10 protein-coding genes are annotated in these 18,906 nt (G+C 68.8%); 5 read left to right on the top strand and 5 right to left on the bottom strand.

All coding sequences use genetic code 11. The features are described from left to right. Window positions 1-49 precede the first annotated feature (49 nt). The 3 genes from HNR24_RS07180 to HNR24_RS14370 are packed head-to-tail and all read left to right on the top strand — an operon-like array spanning window position 50 to window position 8,389. Window positions 50-3,715, top strand: a complete 3,666-nt coding sequence (locus HNR24_RS07180; RefSeq protein ID WP_182495430.1) for an ATP-dependent DNA helicase — start codon at window positions 50-52, stop codon at window positions 3,713-3,715. Continuing rightward, on the top strand, window positions 3,712-7,404 hold the full coding sequence (locus HNR24_RS07175) for an ATP-dependent helicase (RefSeq protein ID WP_182495429.1): 3,693 nt from the start codon (window positions 3,712-3,714) through the stop codon (window positions 7,402-7,404). The genes HNR24_RS07180 and HNR24_RS07175 overlap by 4 nt, the downstream gene beginning before the upstream one ends. A gap of 55 nt (window positions 7,405-7,459) precedes the next feature. Then, the gene (locus HNR24_RS14370; RefSeq protein ID WP_375139268.1) at window positions 7,460-8,389 is read left to right on the top strand and encodes an HNH endonuclease; all 930 of its coding nucleotides are present in this window, start codon (window positions 7,460-7,462) and stop codon (window positions 8,387-8,389) included. Here the strand turns inward: HNR24_RS14370 and HNR24_RS07165 are convergent. The 3 genes from HNR24_RS07165 to HNR24_RS13800 all read right to left on the bottom strand — a co-directional run bounded on the left by HNR24_RS07165 (window position 8,386) and on the right by HNR24_RS13800 (window position 12,385). Next, complete coding sequence (locus HNR24_RS07165; RefSeq protein WP_182495427.1) at window positions 8,386-9,090, bottom strand: TenA family protein; 705 nt, start codon at window positions 9,088-9,090, stop codon at window positions 8,386-8,388. The two genes, HNR24_RS14370 and HNR24_RS07165, sit on opposite strands and share 4 nt — an antisense overlap. 49 nt (window positions 9,091-9,139) lie before the next feature. After that, window positions 9,140-10,387: an MFS transporter gene (locus tag HNR24_RS07160; RefSeq protein WP_182495426.1), complete on the bottom strand. Its 1,248-nt coding sequence runs from the start codon at window positions 10,385-10,387 to the stop codon at window positions 9,140-9,142. Window positions 10,388-10,606: 219 nt separating this feature from the next. Next, complete coding sequence (locus tag HNR24_RS13800; RefSeq protein WP_310735402.1) at window positions 10,607-12,385, bottom strand: phosphotransferase; 1,779 nt, start codon at window positions 12,383-12,385, stop codon at window positions 10,607-10,609. A 167-nt stretch (window positions 12,386-12,552) separates the two neighbouring features. Between HNR24_RS13800 and nudC the strand changes: the two genes are divergently transcribed. Then, complete coding sequence (gene nudC, locus HNR24_RS07150) at window positions 12,553-13,620, top strand: NAD(+) diphosphatase (RefSeq protein WP_182495425.1); 1,068 nt, start codon at window positions 12,553-12,555, stop codon at window positions 13,618-13,620. After that, complete coding sequence (locus tag HNR24_RS07145) at window positions 13,617-15,806, top strand: ATP-dependent DNA helicase UvrD2 (RefSeq protein ID WP_182495424.1); 2,190 nt, start codon at window positions 13,617-13,619, stop codon at window positions 15,804-15,806. Before nudC ends, HNR24_RS07145 begins: the two co-directional genes overlap by 4 nt. Window positions 15,807-15,935: 129 nt before the next feature. Here the strand turns inward: HNR24_RS07145 and HNR24_RS07140 are convergent, their stop codons facing one another. Both HNR24_RS07140 and HNR24_RS07135 read right to left on the bottom strand, forming a co-directional pair. Beyond that, complete coding sequence (locus HNR24_RS07140) at window positions 15,936-17,081, bottom strand: M20 family metallopeptidase (RefSeq protein WP_310735401.1); 1,146 nt, start codon at window positions 17,079-17,081, stop codon at window positions 15,936-15,938. A 105-nt stretch (window positions 17,082-17,186) separates the two neighbouring features. Next, window positions 17,187-18,821: an AbgT family transporter gene (locus HNR24_RS07135; protein ID WP_083504770.1), complete on the bottom strand. Its 1,635-nt coding sequence runs from the start codon at window positions 18,819-18,821 to the stop codon at window positions 17,187-17,189. Window positions 18,822-18,906: the final 85 nt, after the last annotated feature.

The raw sequence follows: 18,906 nt of genomic DNA, 5'->3' as shown, positions 1-18,906 counted from the left end.
CCCGCGGCTGCACCAGGTCATGTCCGGGGGCTCTGATTGAATGATCCCCATGGAGTTCGATCAGTCCCAGCATCAGCTGCTCGCCGCCGCGCAGCGGCCCGGACATGGGCCGATCCTGAGCTTCGGCGGTCCCGGCAGCGGCAAATCGACCCTGGCCGCGGAGCTTGCGCTGCGTCATCTCGAGTCCGGACAGGACTCCTCCCGGTTGCTGCTGCTCTCACCGACCCGCGCCACCTCGGCGGTGCTGCGCGATCAGGTCGAGGCGGCCTGGGCTCTGCGGGACACCAGTTCAAGGGGCGGCTCGCTTTCGGAACAGCCCTCCCGGTCCTTCGCCTCCTATGCCTTCTGGCTGCTCGGGGAGGCCCGGCGCCGGGAGATCCTCTCCTTCACCGCGCGCCGTCCCCGGCTGCTCTCCGGAGCAGAACAGGACAGCATCATCCGTGAGCTGCTCGCCACCGATCCTGCCAGCGGGCTGCCGCCGCTGAACTGGCCATCCTCGCTTCAGGAGGCCGCCGGCACCGATGGGTTCCGCAAGGAGATCCGCGAGCTCTTCGACCGCGCCGCAGAATACGGGGTCTCACCCGAGCAGCTGCGCGGCTTGGCCGAACAGTGCCGACGTCCGGAATGGGCGGCCGCGGCAGAGCTCTACCAGCGCTACCGTGAGGACCTCGACGCCGGCGCGAACGCCGATGCCTTCGACCCGGCCGGACTGATCAACGAGGCCTGCAACCTCCTCGAGGAGAACCCCGAGTTCCTGGAGACCGAACGCCAGCGGCTGCGCCGCATCATCGTCGATGACCTCCAGGAGGCCACGCCCTCGGTCTACCGGCTGCTGCGCCTGATCGGAGCCGGCGCCGACGTGCTGGCCTTCGCCAGCCCGGAGACCGCGGTGCAGGGTTTCCGGGGCGCGCGCCCGGACAAGCTGCGCAGCTGGACCGTGGCCCCCCGCCGGGTCACCGCCGAGTCCGTGCTCGGGCTGAACCCCGAGACCGACGCCGAGATCGCGGGCATCGTCCGGCGCAGCATCTTCGGAGCCATGACCCCAGATCCCCACGGCGGGCTGCCCGGGGCCGAGCCCAGCGTGATGGTGTTAGAGGGCAATCATCGGATCAGTCCCACCGTGGGCCGGGCCTACGCCCGGGCCCTGCGCCGGATCGCCCCGGTGGGACCCCAGCAGCCCCGGCAGCGCTGGCTGCAGCTGCTGAGCGCGCAGCCCGCCCCGGAACCCCCGCAGGCGTTGGCGGAATCCCCAGCCTCCGCTGCCTCACCCCAGGACCCCCCGACCGCACACCAGGACTCCGCACCCCAGGACTCCGCACCCCAGGACCCAGCGCCAGAAGACAACGGATCCTGCGCGGTGGAGATCGTGCCGGGAGACTACCTCGCCGAACAGTTCGTCCTGCAGGAGGTCTTGGACCGGCACCACCGGCACGGGGTGCCCTTCGATCAGATCGCGGTCATCGCCCGCAACGGCGCGCTGCTCAAACGCCTGGTGCGGATGTTCCAGACCCAGGGTGTTCCGGTGCGCCAGTCCATGAGCGATGTGATCCTCAACCAGGAGCCTGCGGTGGCGCCGTTGCTGCGGGCGCTGCACCTGGTGACCGTCCCACCGGAACCTGACACCGAGCATCCCGTGCCGCTGACGGAGGTGCTCGCGCTGCTGACCAGTCGGTACGGGGAGACCGACTCGATGACCCTGCGCAGCCTGCGCCAGGTGCTGCGCAGCCAGGAACGCCGCCGGCTGCGCGCACTGGCAGACCCTGCTGAGCCGCGCAGCTCCGATGAGCTGTTGGTCGCCGCGGCGAACAACGCGGCGGACCCGGTGTTCGAAGAAGTCCGCGCCCAGGCCCGCTTCCAGCACCTGACCCGCGGGCTGGAGCGGGTCGCCGCGATGCTCGCCGCCGGACACGCCGCCGCAGGCCCCTCCAGCGGACCCGAGGAGCTGCTCTGGGAGATCTGGAACGCCGCCGGGGTCAGCCGCCACTGGGCCGGGCTGACCCGCTGGGCCAGCGCCGAGGGTCGCCGCGCCGACCACGACCTCGACGCGGTCATGGCACTCTTCCAGGCCGCGGAACGCTTCTCCGACCAGAACCCGGGAGCCTCGGCCATCGCGTTCGTGGACCACATCGAACGTCTGGAACTGCCGATGGACACCCTGGCGAAGACGTCTTCGGCCGACGTCGCCATCGAGGTCCTCACCCCCGCCAGCGCGGCGGGGCGTGAATTCGACACCGTCATCCTCACCGGACTCCAGGAAGGCGCCTGGCCGAACCTGAATCCGCGCGGGCAGCTGCTGGGCAGCGGACACCTGGTCGACGTCGTGGAGGGTCGCGCCGACGCTGCGGCGCAATCCTTGCTCGTGAAACGGATGAACGTGCTCCAGGACGAGTACCGGCTCTTCGCCTCGGCGGTCTCCCGCGCCAAGAACCGGCTCTACGCGGTGGCCGTGCACGCCCAGGAGGAGAGCCCGTCGATGCTCCTGGATCTGGTGGTGCCTCCCGGGGAGCGCGAGGCTCGCAGCGGCGCCATCCCACGTCCGATCACCGCCCACCGGCTGATCGCCGAGCTGCGCCGACACCTGGAGATCAGCATCCAGACCCAGCTCGACGACGCCGGATCCCGCCTCCCTGAATCCAGCGCCGCCGCGTTCGGCGCCCTGGCGTCCAGCGGGGCGGAGTCCTCCGGTGATCAGGCGACCGAGATCCAGCGCCAGGCGGCAGCCCGCGCGCTGGCCGTGCTCGCCGAGGGTGGACTCATCGGAGCCGAGCCAGGCACCTGGTGGGGTCTGCCCGAACTCAGCACCACGGCACCGCTGCTGGAGCCCGAGGAGCCGGTCCGGGTCTCTCCCTCCTCGGTGCAGAGTGCCGTGGACTCGCCCCTGCAGTGGTTCACCGGTGCGGCCGGAGGCGTCGAGGCCACCGACTTCAGCCGTATGCTGGGCTCGCTGATCCATGAGATCGCCGAGCACCATCCCGCGGAGACCGACCGCGAGGTGCTCACCGCGGAGCTCGACGCACGCTGGGACAGCCTGGGACGTGAAGCCGGGTGGGAGACCGAGAAGGACCGTGCCCGCGCCCGGGTGATGCTCAAGAAGCTCGCCGGTTACTTCGGCCACGTCCAGGGCCAGGGCCGTGCGGTGATCGCCCGCGAGCTGCAGGTCGAAGCCAGCCTGGAAGTCCCGCTGCCGCCCGAAAAACCAGGTGGGGCACCTCAGACACGATCCGTGGAGATCCGCGGCGTGATTGACCGGGTGGAACGCACCGACGCCGGCGAGCTCTTCGTCATCGACCTGAAGACTGGCCGACACAAACCCGCACAGATCGAGATCCCGACTCACGGGCAGCTGGGCTCCTACCAGCTGCTGGTCGCCCTCGGCGCGGTGGACCGTGCCCTGCACGAAGCCCAGAACGCAGCACCCGCGGCAGAGGATGCCCAGCCAGGTGGCGGCGCAGCGCCCGGGCAGGACGCTCCCGCGGCGTCTCCGGGGTCAGGTGCTGCGCTGCTGCACGTCGGGACCACTGTGGCCAAGACCGACCTGCAGAAACAAGATCCGCTCACGGCGGAGGACACCTGGCCGCTGGAACAGCTCACCCAGGCCGCCCACGTGATGAGCGGCAGCGTCTTCGCGGCCTACCACTCACCCAATCAACAGCGCTGCCTGGTCGGCTCGCTCTGCCCGCTCTGCGAGAACACGAAACAGGTGACCCAGCCATGACGGCCCTGCAGACCATGCGCTACAGCGCCCGAGACATCGCCGACGCGCTTCAGCGAGACACACCCGCCGAGGACCGGAAGTACCCCACCGCCGAACAGCAGGCCGTCATCGAATCCGGGCTGGACCCGATGCTCGTCGTCGCCGGCGCCGGGTCGGGCAAGACCGCCACGATGGCAGACCGGGTGGTCTGGCTGGTGGCCAACGGGATCGTGCGTCCAGATCAGATCCTTGGCGTCACCTTCACTAAGAAGGCCGCCGGTGAGCTGCGCGAGCGGATCACTCGGAAGCTGGAGCAGCTGCTGGAGGCGGAGCTGATCTCCCCGGCCGATGTGGTGCCCGTGGAGGTCTCCGACACCGTGGAGCACGCCGACATCTCCGAGCTGCTCGCCCCCGCGGTCTCCACCTATCACTCCTATGCGAACACCCTGGTGACCGAGTACGGCCTGCAGATCGGCTTGGAGCCCGAGACTCAGCTGATCGGCGAGGCCAAGGCCTGGCAGCTGGTCCATCGCCTGGTCAGCGCCTATGACCGGGCCGAGGTGTTGGTGGAGGCCGAGCAGTCGGCAGGGAACCTGGCCGGGTATGTGATGCGCCTGGCAGGGGACTGCGCCGAGCACCTGCAGTCCCCGGAGGCGGTAGAGGCCCACCTCGACGTCGAACTGGCCCGGGTGGATGCCTGGGAACAGGCAGGTGCTGAGCTCAAGGGCAAGCAGATCGATCTGGTCCGGGCGCTGCGGGTGCGCCGGGAGATGGCCGAACTGGTCCGCCGCTATCAGGAGAAGAAGCTCACCGACGGGCTGATGGACTACGGGGATCTGCTGCGCTTCGCCGCGCAGATCGCTCAGGACGTGCCCAGCGGGGGGGAGGCCGAGCGGGAGAAGTACAAGGTGGTGCTGCTCGACGAGTTCCAAGACACCTCCTACGCCCAGCTCGCGCTCTTCAGCAGCCTCTACGGCGCCGGAGGCTCCGGCGGCGGGATGGGCCACGCGGTCACCGCGGTCGGGGACCCCAACCAGTCGATCTACGGGTTCCGCGGCGCCTCCGCCGGGCAGCTCTTCGACTTTCCGCAGTCCTTCCCCGCGGTGGACCCCGACACCGACCAGCGCCGACCCGCCGCGCTGCTCCAGCTCACCAAGGCCTGGCGCAACGGGGAACGGATCCTCGACGTCGCGAACCGGCTGGTCGCGCCCTTCGCGCCGGACGCCGCAGACTCACTGGACAAGCCGTGGCGGGCGCATAACGCGCACCTGCGCGGTGAGCTGAAGCCGCTGAGCCCACCCGACGGCGCCCACACCGGGAGGGTGCGCTATGGCTGGTACACCTCGGATATCGAGGAATCCCAGGCGATCACCGAACAACTCAGTGCGGTGCTGCGCCCCGATGCGCAGCACGGCCCAGAATCTGAGGCCCCGAGCTGCGCGGTGCTTGCCAGGACCCGCGCCCAACTGGAGACCATCGCCGAGCAGCTGCGCCTGGCCGGGCTGGACTATGAGCTGGTCGGGCTCTCCGGGTTGCTAAGCACCCCCGAGGTCGCCGAGGTGCTCGCCTACCTGCGCGTCATCGCCGACCCCGGCCGTTCCGACGCGCTGATCCGAATCCTCGCCGGGGCCCGGTATCGGATCGGCCCGCGTGACCTGCTGCAGCTGCAGCGCTCCGCGCGCGACCTCGAGGGCCTGCGGCTTCGCGCACCCATCACCGAGCCGCACGAGGGCAGCGCGCAGTCCGGAGAGGACGCGACGTCGGCCGGCACGGGTGGTCCTGCGGACGCCGAGGACCGGTATGAGTCCACCGAACTGGAGATGGACGAACGCGCCTCCCTGGTCGAGGCGCTGGAACGGCTCAAGGACTCCCCAGACCACGCCGAGCAGCTGGGGCTCTCCGCAGAGGGGTACCGCCGGCTGGTCCTGGCCAAGGAGCAGATCCGGCGGCTGCGGCAGTGGGCCACCCTGGACCTGGGCGTGCTGATCCAGCGCATCGTCAGCGACACCGGGCTCGACATTGAGGTCGCCGCACGGCCCTGGGAGGAACAGCACCATGCCGCCCGGCAGCTGGACGCGTTGATCGATCAGGCCGAGAGCTACGCGGCCACCGAGACCACCCCGGACCTGCGCAGCTTCCTGGACTGGCTGGACGCGGCCGAGGAGAAGGAACGTGGCCTGGAACAAGCCGATGTGGAACCGACCCCCGGGGCGATCCAACTGATGACCATCCACGCCTCCAAAGGACTGGAATGGGACGTGGTCACCGTGGCCGGGCTGCGCGAAGACAAGTTCCCCAGCGCCAAGGCGGACCGGTGGACCGGCAGCAACGGGATGCTGCCGGCCCGGCTGCGCGGGGATCGCCGCAGCATCCCGCAGTGGGAGTCCGAACAGCCCGATCTGCGCTCCTGGGCTGTCTCGGCAGGGATAGGCAGCTGGAAGCAGTTCACCGAGGACAACCGGGTCTTCACCCAAGACGTGAAGGACTTCAGCCGGGAGGAGGAACGACGCCTGGCCTACGTCGCGGTGACGCGAGCCAAGAAGCTGCTGCTATGCACCGGTGCCTGCTTCTACGGCACTTCCGCCGGCAAGGATCCCTCGGAATTCCTCGAGGAGATCCGCGCGGTGGCCGATGGTTTTGGTGACGCCGCGGCGGCATTGGAGTGGGCAGAGGTCCCCGATATGAAGGCCAACCCGGTGGGCAACGACCTCTTCGGCGCCCAGTGGCCCTATGACCCGCTGGCTCCGCTGCCGATTGGCCGCTACCGCCGGCAGGTCCATGAGGGAGAGCGGACAGCGCTGCCGCAGATCAACACGGTGGAGGCTCCGAAGGTCCAGCCCGGCCGCCGCGCCGCGTTGACTCGGGCCGCTGCGCTGGTGGAGCACGCCATCACCGACCGTGCGCAGTCTGCCGCGACATCCGCCGAGGCCGGCTCGGAGGCTTTACCGCTCACTCCTTGGGAGCAGGAGGCTGAATGGGTCGTGGATCGGGCGCGGGAGCAGCAGCGCGGGACGGGGAAGCCGCATTTCCCGGCCCACATCAGCGTGTCCAGTGTGGTGGGCATGGCGCGTGACGCCGAGTCCATGGCGGAGTTCGCCCGGCGCCCCGTGCCGGTGAAGCCATCCCAGGCGGCGCGCCGCGGCACGGTCATGCACGAATGGATCGAGGAGTTCTACGAGACCCGCAGCAGGTTGCCCGGAATCGAGGAGCCCTACCGGGGTGATGAGGACCTGGACGATGCCTTCGACCTCTCTACGGTCAAAGAGCGCTTCGTTCAGACGGAGTGGGCGCATCGCCGCCTGTACGCCGCCGAGATCCCGGTGGAGACCACCTTGGACGGGGTGGTGATCCGTGGCCGGATCGACGCCATCTTCGGCAAGGACGACGCCGGCCGGGACCTCACCGCCGAAGACTTTGAGCGCTGGGAGCTGAAGTCAGCGCAGGACCGTAATGCTCAGATGCAGCAGTGCCATTGGGACCTGGTCGACTGGAAGACCGGCATGGTCCCCACCGGCAAAGACCTGCGTGAGAAGCAGATCCAGCTCGCGGTCTACCGGCTGGCCTTCCATCGGCTCTATGGAGTGCCGCTGGAACAGATCGGAGCGTCCTTCTTCTACGTTGAGCACGGCGTCACCGTGCCGGGAACGGATCTTCCGGAAGAGGAGGCGCTGGAAGAGTATCTTCGAGACGCCCGCAATTACTTCTCATAGCATGTATAAATGAGTTATCTAATTCGAGTAGTTGTTGAGCGGATGGAAAAGTCACATGGTCACCTTGGGCCTCGCACATGATCTTGCATTCCGAGAACTCGCCTTCGCCTGGCTGGCTGGGAAGACAGCACACGGAAGCCGTTCACTGACAAGACAGGAGATTGAGGAGTTTCAAGGTCACTCCCCGGAAGCACCGCACAGATTGCTGAACCAAGAGGGTATTTGGAAGCCCGCCGCCTTGATGGCAACGCTGTCAGTAACCTCCGGAGTCGCGACTAGCCGCCACAACCCCTACGTCGATCGAGTGACGAAAAGTGGGTTGGTCGAGTACGCATTCACGGACGCTCCAAAGAAGCAGCATCAAAACGACGGCCTACGACGCGCACATGTCCAGGGACTGCCGATTATCTACTTCCGCGCCGTAAGGAAGTCTGTCTACGACGCGTACTTCCCCGTCCATGTCGTGGGGATCAGCGAAGACCGCCGAGTCGCTTTCTTAGATCTCACAGACACACTCGGAGCACACGGTCGTTCCGATATCGGTTCTGTCCCTCCGATGGGAGAAATCGAAGTTGAGTATCGCGGACAAGTGGTCAGGCGCAGATTGCACCAGCGTGACTTCAGATCGAATGTGATGTTCGCATACACATCCAGATGCTCCGTGTGCTCTCTGGGGCAGACACAATTATTGGATGCCGCTCACATACTTGCTGACTCCCGAGGTGGCTTGCCAGAGATCAGCAATGGGCTGGCGCTTTGTAAAATCCATCACGCCGCCTACGACGCAAACATCATGGGCGTTGACGGTGACCATCGAATTCACATTCGTGAGGACATCCTGCAAGAGGTAGGCGGCCCTGTCCTGGAGCACGGATTCCAGAGGCGTCACCGAGAGATGTTGCGAGTGGTCCCCGAGAACCACAGGTTCTCGCCGAATCGGGAGCACCTCGCAGCTCGATTCGAAGAGTTTCAGTCGGCTGGCTAGTCCGGCAAGTTCGTATTCGAGTACGCCGCATCAAAGAACGCCCGCTCGATCGCCACGACCCGCTTCCACCGTGCTGATAACCGCGCGCCGTCGTCGGACGCCAGCGGTGGGGCCACTCGGTTCAGCTCATCGATCAGGAACTGGGTCCACGCCCGGAAGTCCTCACCGCGGTGCAGGTCGATCCAGCCCCGGTGCTTCGACGCCTCAGGCAGGGGCAGATCGCGCTGGCCCCAGTCCAGGTATAGCCACTCCGCGATCACCAGCACCACCAGAAGGTCCGCGTAGTCCCGGGACCGTGCTACCTCCCACATCTGGACGATGAACTCCTCCGTGGGCGCGGCAAGATCCGGACTGACGACATCCGAATCGGGCACGCCCAGCTCGGCGAAGCTCTGCTGAAAGTATCCATCCTCATCAGCGGCGAGCATCCCGAGCTGCGCAGCGAAGCGCAGCCGCGCCGGCTTGGAATCGGTGGTGGCCACGCAGGCGCCCAGCATGGCCACAAAGGCGTCGAAAAACTGGTAGTCCTGCACCAGATAGCGAGCCAGCACCTCATCGCTGAGCGTCCCGTCAAACAGCTCGTCAACGAACCGATGGTTCACCGAGGCGTCCCAGTCCTCGGCCGTGGCCAGCCGCAGCGCTCCGGCGAAACTGTCCTCGGCGACGTCGGCGGTGGTGGAGAAGGTGCTGGGGGAGCTCATGGACTCAGCCTACTCACCTGGCTCAGCGCACCGCGGCAGCGTGAAGCGGTCAGATCGCAGTCCGCGGAGTCTTCATCTTCCGGGTCAGGTGGATCGCGTAGAGCGCGACCATCACGCCCAGCACGGCGGCGCCGGCCCCGACATAGCTCGGGGCGCGCAGACCCATCTCTGCGGCGATCACCTGGCCACCCACCAGGGCTCCCAGAGCGTTGGCGGCGTTGAACGCGGAATGGTGCAATGAGGCTGCCAGCTGGGGTGCATCCGGTGCGGTGTCGATCAGGTGGGTCTGCATTGACGGGCCCAGCGCACTGGCCGAGACCCCGACCAGGAAGAGGAAGATCAGCATCAGCGCCGGGATGTGCGCCGTGGAGGCGAAGAGCACCATGAACACCGCCACCAGTGTCATGGCGATCACCACGGTGCCCAGCACGGACTTGTCCGCCGCCCAGCCGCCGACGAAGTTGCCGACCACCATGCCGGCGCCGAAGAGCCCGACCACCCAGGGCAGCGAGCTTTCGCTGAAGCCGGTGATCTCGGTGCTGACCGGGGCGATATAGGAGTACAGCGCGAACATGCCGGAGAAGCCGACCACGGCGAGCATGATGCCCACCCAGAGCCGCTTGTTCTTCAGGCCCTTGATCTCCGACCGCATCGTGGCCTTGGCCGGGGGCATCTGCCGCGGGGCGTAGCGGGCCACCGCGGCCATCGTGATCAGCGCCAGCAGGATCACCGAGATGAACATCCAGCGCCACCCGAACGCCTGACCCAGCGCGGTCACCAGCGGCACACCGAGCACGTTGGAGATCGCCAGACCACCCAGGACGACGGCGATCGCCCGGCTGCGCTTGGCGGGTCCGGCCATCTCTGCCGCCATCAGCGCCGCCACGGCGAAATACGCGCCGTGGGGGAGTCCGGAGAGGAACCGAGCCAGCAGCATGGTCTCGTAATTCGGGGCGAAGAAGCTCAGCACGTGCCCGAAGACGAAGACGCCCAGCAGCAGCAGGGCATAGGACTTCCGCTCCCGCTTGGCGCCCAGGATGGAGAGGATCGGCGCGCCCACCACCACACCGATGGCATAGGCGCTGATCAGCATGCCAGCCTGCGGGATGGTGATGCCGAGATCGGCCACCGCCTCCAGCTGGAGTCCCATGATCGCGAACTCGGTGACCCCGACTGCGAAGCCACCGATGGACAGCGCGACGATGGCCAGCGCCACCTGTCTGCGGGTGTACTTCGGCTTGGCCGGGGTCGCGCCCGTCGCAGGTGCGTTCGCTGGGGTCTGTTCCGCCGTGGTCATATCGTCATCCTGTGCTGCAGCCGGTCAAGGGGAGAGCGCACCTGTCACAGCGCGCATGAAGCCTGCCAAACCCGGACGCCGGGGGAGACACTCACCCGACAACTGCGCCGCGGCGGGGATCATTCCCGACCATGGCGCAGCGCCTCACCGTCGAGGCACCCGTGTGCAAGCATCCTGGGCACGCGGGTCCTCGGCGGTGAGGAGACGCTGCCAGGAGATTCAGCCAGTCGGTGGGCGCAGGCCCGGGTGCCGCTGGTAGATCGACTCGTCGCCGTGCTCATCGGTCTCCGGGGAGGAGGCCGAATCGGCAGATGCTGGCGAGTCCGGCGATCCAGGCGAGTCCGGTGACTCGGGCGAGCCGGGAGATGCTGACGCTTCGTCGGACTGCGGGTAGTCATCAGCGACCGGCGCCGCCGACTGTGCCGGGTCAGCAGAATCGGTTGCGGCCTGGGACTGCGCCGGGGCCACAGACTGTGCCGAGGCCGCCGACTGTGCGGACTGTGCCGAACGGGCCGACTGGGCCGAGGAGGCAGAGCCCGTGGAGGCGGCTGAGCTGGCCGAGCCGACGCCGGGGAAGAAGTGCTTCTCCTTCGCTCGACGCTCAGAGGCGGCGTCGGGGTGAATCGGCAGGTCGCCCTCGTCTTCCTCCTCGAAGATCCGCTCGGGAAGGGGCTCGTAGGCGGCAGCCTGATCGGCGACCGGCTGATCGGTGGGCGGCTGATGGGCGACCCGCTGATCGCTGACCACCGGGATCGAACCGGTGGGCTCATCTCCGGGCAGCGGACGCGCCGCGAACGCGGGGACCTTGCCCGTGGCACCGTCATCCTCGCTGGCGCCCTGGTGGTGGACATGGTCACTGTCGGAGTCGTGGTCGGGGTGGTGACCGCGGTCCTGGCCGGTCTGCTCGGCACCGGCATCGGTGATCACGGCGGGCTCGTCGTCGTCCTCACCGGACTCCGCCCACTCACCGGTGTCGGCCACGGTCGCCGCAGCGCCGGCCCGAGCCACGGGACGCGAATCCTGGACCTCGGCCGCTGCAGCAGGCTCCTCACCCTCCAGCGGGGTCAGCGCGATCGGCTGCCCGCCGTAAGTCTCGATGTCCACCTTCAGCTGCTCCAGGAGACTCTTCGCCTCGGCGATCATCTCCGGGTTCTCGCTGGCGTGCCCGCGCACCAGCCACTGGGCCAGAGCGAACTCCGCGGTCAGCGCGGCGCGGCGCATCAGATGCTCATCGACCTCACCGGTGCGGTGACGTCGGTACGCGGCGAGCACCTTCTCGGTGAACTCCACATCTCCGGCGGCGGTGAGCCAGGCGAAGTCATCCGCCGGGTCCCCGCTGTGCAGATCGGTCCAGCCGGTGACCGCCATGACGCGCTCACCTTCGATCAGCAGCGAATCCTCGTGCAGATCCCCGTGGGTGACGGCCGGGGTGAAGCGCCATAGCTCGCGGTCCTCCATGGCGTGTTCCCAGCGGCGCAGCAGCAGCGCGGGGATCTCGCCGGTGGTCGCAGCCTGGTCCAGCTCGTTGAGCCGACGCTGGCGGTACCGCTCGGCGGAGTATCGGGGCAGGTCGGCGTTGTCCACCACGGCCTCATCCAGGTCGTGGATCGCGGCGATGGTGCGCCCGATGTCCTCGATGACGGTGGGGGACTGCTGGGCCAGCTCGCTGAGCTCGAAGGAGGTGCCGGGCAGGTGGTTATAGACGAAGGTGCGCATCTCCCCGCGGCGCACGGCGCCGGCGACGGAGGGAACCCGGAACGGCAGTTCGGCGCGGATGCCGGTGGAGAAGCCGCGCAGCACCTGCAGCTCGGTCTCCAGGCGCATCGCCGCCTCCTGATGCTGAGGGGAGCGGATCCGCCAGCGGTGACCTTCGGAGTCGATGACGACGGCGGAGGTGAAGTCGCGGGCGTCGTCAGCGGCCGCAGCCACGCCGGTAGGGGAAAGCCCCGGCACTGCCGCGGTCGCCAGGGCCGCAAGTTCCATCGATGTCCATCGCACGAGGACCAGCGTATGGGGTCAGAGCCGCTACCTGGCGCCGGGGCACGCTGAATTGACGAAATCCGGCGGATTGCCTTCCCGCGGGCGCTGCGGATGCGGGGATGCTCACTGTCCACATCCACGCCTCGGGTGCTCCCAGCAGTCCCGCGCCCGGTACGGTGGAGGGTATGCATATGCACTCCCGGGACCCTGGTGAGGGTCTGCTCGTCCTGCCCCAGGACGGGGCCCGGATCGACCGGCTCGACGCCCAGCGCAAGCGCCCCGAGTGGCTCGACGAGGTCTGGTCCGCCCCCGGCACCCGGGTGCTGCGGCTCTTCGGTCGCCGCGCCCGGCTCAACGGGAACCGGTTGGACTATGAGCCGGCCACCGGTCCGCTGCCCGAGGGGGCCGTCGCTCTGGGCGCGGTGGACCCTGCCGAGCTGCCCGACGCGGACGTCGGCGATGAACCCGGCGCGGCCGCCCCGGTGCATGTGGTCACCGTGGCCCACCCCAAGCCCGCCGACGAGACCGCCGCCGCGGGGACCACCGGCACCACCTGGGCGGACCTGGCCTTCGCCGGGTCCCAGCTGACCCCGCTCGACGCCGCGCTGCTCACCCAGGCGCTCGCGATCACCGCCTGGCATGCCCGCACCCCGTTCTGCGCCTCCTGCGGGACCGCCACAGAAGTGGAGGTCTCCGGCTGGCGACGCACCTGCCCGAACTGCGGGGCGCAGACCTTCCCGCGCACCGACCCTGCCGTGATCACCGCCGTGCTGGACCCCGAGGACCGGATCCTGCTGGGCTCGGCCAACCGGTGGGAGACCCACCGCTACTCCACCTTCGCCGGGTTCGTCGAGGCCGGAGAGTCGGTGGAGGCCGCGCTGGCCCGTGAGATCGAGGAGGAGGCCGGCGTCGTCGTCTCCGATATCCGCTACATGGGCTCCCAGTCCTGGCCGTTCCCGCGCTCACTGATGCTCGGACACTTCGCGGTCACCCGGGATCCCACCGCGGCCCGGCCCGATGGGGACGAGATCCGCGACGTGCGCTGGTTCACCCGCGCCGAGCTCGCCGAGGCCGCCCAGGCCGGTGAGGTGAGCCTGCCCACCCGGCCCTCCATCTCCCGGGCGCTGATCGAACGCTGGCACGGCGGGCAGATCCATGCCGCCTTCGATGCGAAGCCGCGGACCGCCGTCAACGGTGCGAACGGCCGGCCCGGCCCGCAAGGTCAACACCCCCGAGGTCAGCAGCCGCGATGAGCCAGCCCGCCTTCAGCTCCAGCGCCTCCACCGGTCACGCCCTCTCCGCCACCCAGCTGGCTGCGGCCCCGCCCGAGGCGATCCTCGACGGGCTCGACGAGGAACAGCGCCTGGCCGCCTCCACGCTGACCGGCCCGCTGTGCATCCTCGCCGGGGCCGGGACCGGCAAGACCCGCGCCATCACGCATCGGATCGCCTACGGGGTGCGCGCCGGGGTCTATGACCCGCACCGGCTGCTGGCGGTGACCTTCACCGCCCGGGCCGCCGCGGAGATGCGCTCCCGGCTCAGCTCGCTGGGCGCCCCCGGCGTCCAGGCCCGCACCTTCCACGCCGCTGCGCTGCGCCAGCTGCAGTACTTCTGGCCGGTGGCGATCGGCGGGACCATGCCGCAGATCCTCGACCACAAGGTCCGGCTGCTCGCCGAGGCCGCGCGCCGCCTGCACGTGACCACCGACCGTGCCGCGCTGCGCGACCTCGCCAGTGAGATCGAATGGGCGAAAGTCTCCACGCTGACCCCGGAGTCCTACCTGGAGGTCGCCACCGCCGAAGGCGCCGGCCGGCCCGCGCCCGGGGGAGTGGACCACCGCACCTTCGCGAAGCTGTATCAGTCCTACGAGGACGTGAAGCTGGACAAGCATCTGATCGACTTCGAGGACGTGCTGCTGCTCAATGTGGGCATCCTGGAGGACGACGAGCGGGTGGCCGCCCAGGTGCGCCAGCAGTACCGGCATTTCGTGGTCGACGAGTACCAGGACGTCTCCCCGCTGCAGCAGCGGATGCTGGACCTCTGGCTCGGCGGGCGGGAGGAGATCTGCGTGGTCGGCGACGCCGCGCAGACCATCTACTCCTTCACCGGAGCCACCCCGAACTACCTGCTGGGCTTCAAGCGCCGCCACCCCGAGGCGAACCTGGTCAAACTGGTGCGGGACTACCGCTCCACCCCCGAGGTGGTGAAGCTGGCGAACTCGTTGCTCGCCGACCGCACCCGGGAGTCCGTGAAGCTCAGCGACCCGGCGCCCTGGCCCGAGCCGCTGCAGCTGATCTCCCAGCGCGAGCGCGGCCCGGTCCCGAAGCTGATCCAGCACGCCGACGACGACACCGAGGCCGGCTGGATCGCCTCCGAGATCAAGACGCTGCAGGAACAGGGTGTGCCGCTCTCAGAGGTGGCCATCCTCTATCGGACCAACGGACAGTCCCAGGCCTTCGAGCAGAGCCTGGCCACCGCCGGGATCTCGTACCAGCTGCGCGGCTCCGAACGGTTCTTCTCCCGCCGCGAGGTCCGCGAGGCGCTCGCGGCGCTGCGCACCTCCTCGCTGGTCGACGACGCCGGGGGCGCCGTGACCAAGAGCGTGCGCGACATCCTCTCCTCCCACGGCTACTCCGCGAAGGCTCCCGAGGCCACCGGCGCGGTCCGGGAACGCTGGGAGTCCATGGCTGCGCTGGTCGCACTCGCGGACCAGCTCTCCACCGAACGCGAAGACTTCACGATGCGCAGCTTCATCGCGGAGTTGGAGGAACGCTCCGCCGCGCAGCATGCCCCGACCGTGGAGGGGGTCACGCTGGCCTCGCTGCACTCCGCCAAGGGCCTGGAATGGGAGGCGGTGTTCCTCGCCGGGCTCTCCGAAGGCCTGATGCCGATCACCTTCGCCAAGACCCAGAAGGAGGTGGACGAGGAGCGCCGACTCTTCTACGTCGGGATCACGCGCGCCCGGAAGCATCTGTTCCTCTCCTCCGCGGCCTCCCGGCACACCGGGGGCCGCGGCCGACGCACCCCCTCACGGTTCCTGCGCCCGCTGCGTAAGGAGATGGGGCTTGAGGAACCCGGCCGGAAGATCATCCCCGAGGCAGGGCTGAGCCCGAATGCCTCGGGGCGGAAGAAGAAGGCCTCCACCTGTTCCACCTGCGGGAAGGTGCTCACCAACGGCACCGAGGTCAAGCGGCGCCGCTGCGAGAGCTGCCCCGCCCGCTACGACGAGGCGCTCTTCGAGAAGCTGCGCACCTGGCGAAGCGAGTACGCCAAAGAGCTCGAGGTGCCCGCCTTCGTGATCTTCACCGACGCGACCTTGGAGGTCATCGCCGAGCGCCGACCCACCTCCGACGAGGCGCTGCTGAAGGTCCCCGGCATCGGGGAGCGCAAGCTCGAGAAGCACGGCGACCGGCTCCGCGAGATCCTCAAAGAGGCCTGACCCGCGCGGTCCCGCTTCCCGTCTCCCGCTTCCGCCATCTCGCGTTTTACCGGGCCTTCCGCGAAATACCGGCGGGACGGTGGTCTCGGTAAATCACGGAGTGCCCGGTAAAACGCGAAAGGGCACGGGCTATTCGGTGAGCATGCCCGCCAGCAGCGCTGTCTGCGGAGCGATCCCGGAGATCAGGATGTGCTCGTGCCAGGCGTGGGGACCTTCGCCGACGGCGCCGAGCCCGTCCAGCACCGGCAGTCCCAGCGCAGAGATGAAGTTCGCGTCCGAGGCGCCGCCGACCATCCGCGGTGCCAGCTCACGCCCCAGCGCGGCAGCAACCTGCTGCAGCTGCGCCATCGCAGCGTCCGAGGCGGGGGTGGGATTCATCGGCGGACGGTTTGCGTCCACGTCCAGCTCCAGACGCAGCCGCTCATCGGAGCGGTAGGGCTCTGGAAGGCTCAGCGCGCGCAGCGCATCGGCCACCCGCTCCTGCTCGGCGGTCTCGGTGACCCGCACATCGACCAGGCACTGCGCCTGACCTGCGACCACATTGCGGCCGGTCCCGCCCTGCAGGGTCCCGACGTTGACCGTGGTGCCCCGCTCGGGGGCGGCCAGGGCGACGATCTGCGGGACCAGCACGGCGAGTGCGTGCACCGCGCTGGCACCGTTCTCCGGCTCCAGCCCGGCGTGGGCCTCCACACCGTGGACCGTGACGTCGGCGAAGACCATGCCCTTCCGGCGGTCCTTCGGCTGACCGGACGCGCTGGGCTCCGGGACCAGGGTCACCCGGGAGTCCGCGGCGGCGGCCTCGATGACCGGACGCCCGGCCACCGAGCCGATCTCCTCATCCCCGGTCAGCAGCAGCCGCAGCGGCGCGTGCGGGATCCCGGCGGAGCGCAGGGCGCGGACCGCCCAGAGGGTCTGCACGATCCCGAACTTCATGTCCAGCACCCCGGGCCCGGTCAGCCGGTCGCCCTCGATGCTCATCGGCCAGACGCTGAGCGTGCCCGCCGGCCAGACCGTGTCGTAATGGCACACGGAGGTCACCGGCTGCTCAGACTCCACCGAGGATCCCGGCCACCGCAGCTCCAGCACATCACCGAACGCACCGCCGGGGGTCCTCGCCTCATGCGCGGGCTCTCCCAGCCGCTCGCAGGCCAGCGCGCGGATCTCGGCGAGGCCGGCGTCGAGCAGGGTCTTGTCCTGACTCGGCGTCTCGCAGTGCACGATCCGCCGCAGGTCCTCCAGCACGTCGTCGAGGTGCTCGGTGATGAACTGCTCCACGGTGCGCAGCTCAGCTGCGCTCGGGGCGGGCGTGTCGGCGCGTGTCAGGTTCTCAGGAATGATGGGTCTCCTTCTTCGAGGTGAGCAGGTGTACAGGTGGGTCGATCAGCGGACCGGGACCCCGGGGCCCAGCGGAATCCCGATCGCCCACCACAGCATGAAGAACAGGAACCAGGAGACCAGCAGTGCGAGCGCCACCGGCAGTGTCAGTGAGATCAGCGTGCCCACCCCGGCCTTCGGGTAGTAGCGCTGCAGGTATCCCAGCACCAGCGCGAAGTACGGGCTCATCGGGGAGATGATGTTCGTGGGGGAGTCCCCGATCCGGAAGAGCATCTGGGTCACCTCCGGGGACGTGCCCACGAGCATCAGCATCGGCACCAGCACCGGGGCCATCAGGGTGTACTGCGCGGAGCCGGAGGTGATCGCGAAGTTGAAGGTGGCCACCAGCAGCACCACCCCGGCGAAGAGCACCCCGGCGGGCAGGTCCAGCTGCTCGAGCACCTGGGCGCCCTCGATGGCCAGCACGGTGCCCATGTTCGACCAGCCGAAGTAGGCGATGAACTGCGCGGCGGCGAAGAAGAGCACGATGACCCCCGAGAGCTCCTTGATCGAGCGTGCCATCAACTCGGGGATGTCACCGGGGCGGGTGATCGTGCCGGCCTTGATGCCGTAGGTGATGCCCACGACCAGGAACGCCAGCGCGATCGGCACGGCCACGTCGGTCAGCAGGGCAGACTCCAGGACGTCGGAGCCCTCTCCGCGGAAGGGTGACGCCGGGAGGAACAGCAGCGTGAAGTAGACGACGAGGAAGACCGCCAGGGCGAGGAGCGAGGCCTTCAGGGCGGAGACCTCACGGCGGCTGTAGCTCAGCAGCTCGGCGTCGTCGGTGATGGCGCCGTCTTCGGCGCGGTCCTGCGCACTCTCGCGTCCAGCGGAGAGCACCGCCGTCGCCGCGCCGCCGGAGGCGTCCTCCTCATGGCGCATCCGCTCGGTCATCTTCACCAGCAGCAGCTCGGTGACCAACGTGACCACCAGTGCGAGCACCACGGCGGAGGCGGCGGAGAAGAAGTAGTTCGCCACCGGGGAGACCACGTAGTCCTCCTCGACCAGCTGCGCGGCGGAGGTGGAGATCCCGGCGAGCAGCGGATCGCTGGCGGTGATCAGCAGTGAGGCGTTGTACCCGGCCGAGGCGGCCCCGAAGGCGACCACGGCGCCCAGGACCGCGGAGCGGCCGCTGGCCTTGAAGGCCGCCGCGGCGAGTGGGATCAGGATGACGTAGATCGCGTCGGAGGCGACGGATCCGGTGACCCCGGTCAGCGCGACCGTGAAGGTCAGCCATTTGCGGGAGACCCGGGAGACGATCACCCGGATGGCGGCCCCGATCAGCCCGGAGCCTTCGGCGACGGCGACGCCGAGCATCACCGTGATGATCAGGCCCAGCGGGGGGAACGTCACGAAGTTCTCCACTGCGTCCGTGAGCATCCGTTGGAAGCCCTCGGGGTTCAGCAGGCTCTGCACCGCGATGTACTCGCCGTCCGCGGGGTTCTCGGCTCCCAGGCCTGAGGCCTCCAGGATCGCCGAGAAGACGACCACCACCACGGAGAGGATGACGAAGAGCCAGAACGGATGCGGCAGCAGATTCCCGACCCGCTCGATCACCCGGAGCAGGCGCACCACCACCCCGGCTCGACGCTCCTGCGGTGGCCGCGGCTCCTGGTCGGTGACGATCTGCTGGGGCATCTGCTTCCCATCTGCCCGCTCGATCTGAGGAGGGACTTCGTGGTCGGAACCGGGCAACGAGCGGTCAGTCTAGTTCAGGGCCGGT

It is taken from the genome of Nesterenkonia sandarakina (genome assembly GCF_014138825.1).
GTDB classification, from domain to species: Bacteria; Actinomycetota; Actinomycetes; order Actinomycetales; family Micrococcaceae; genus Nesterenkonia; species Nesterenkonia sandarakina.
Note: the sequence above shows the minus strand (reverse complement) of the source record. Positions and strands in the feature narration are given on the sequence as shown.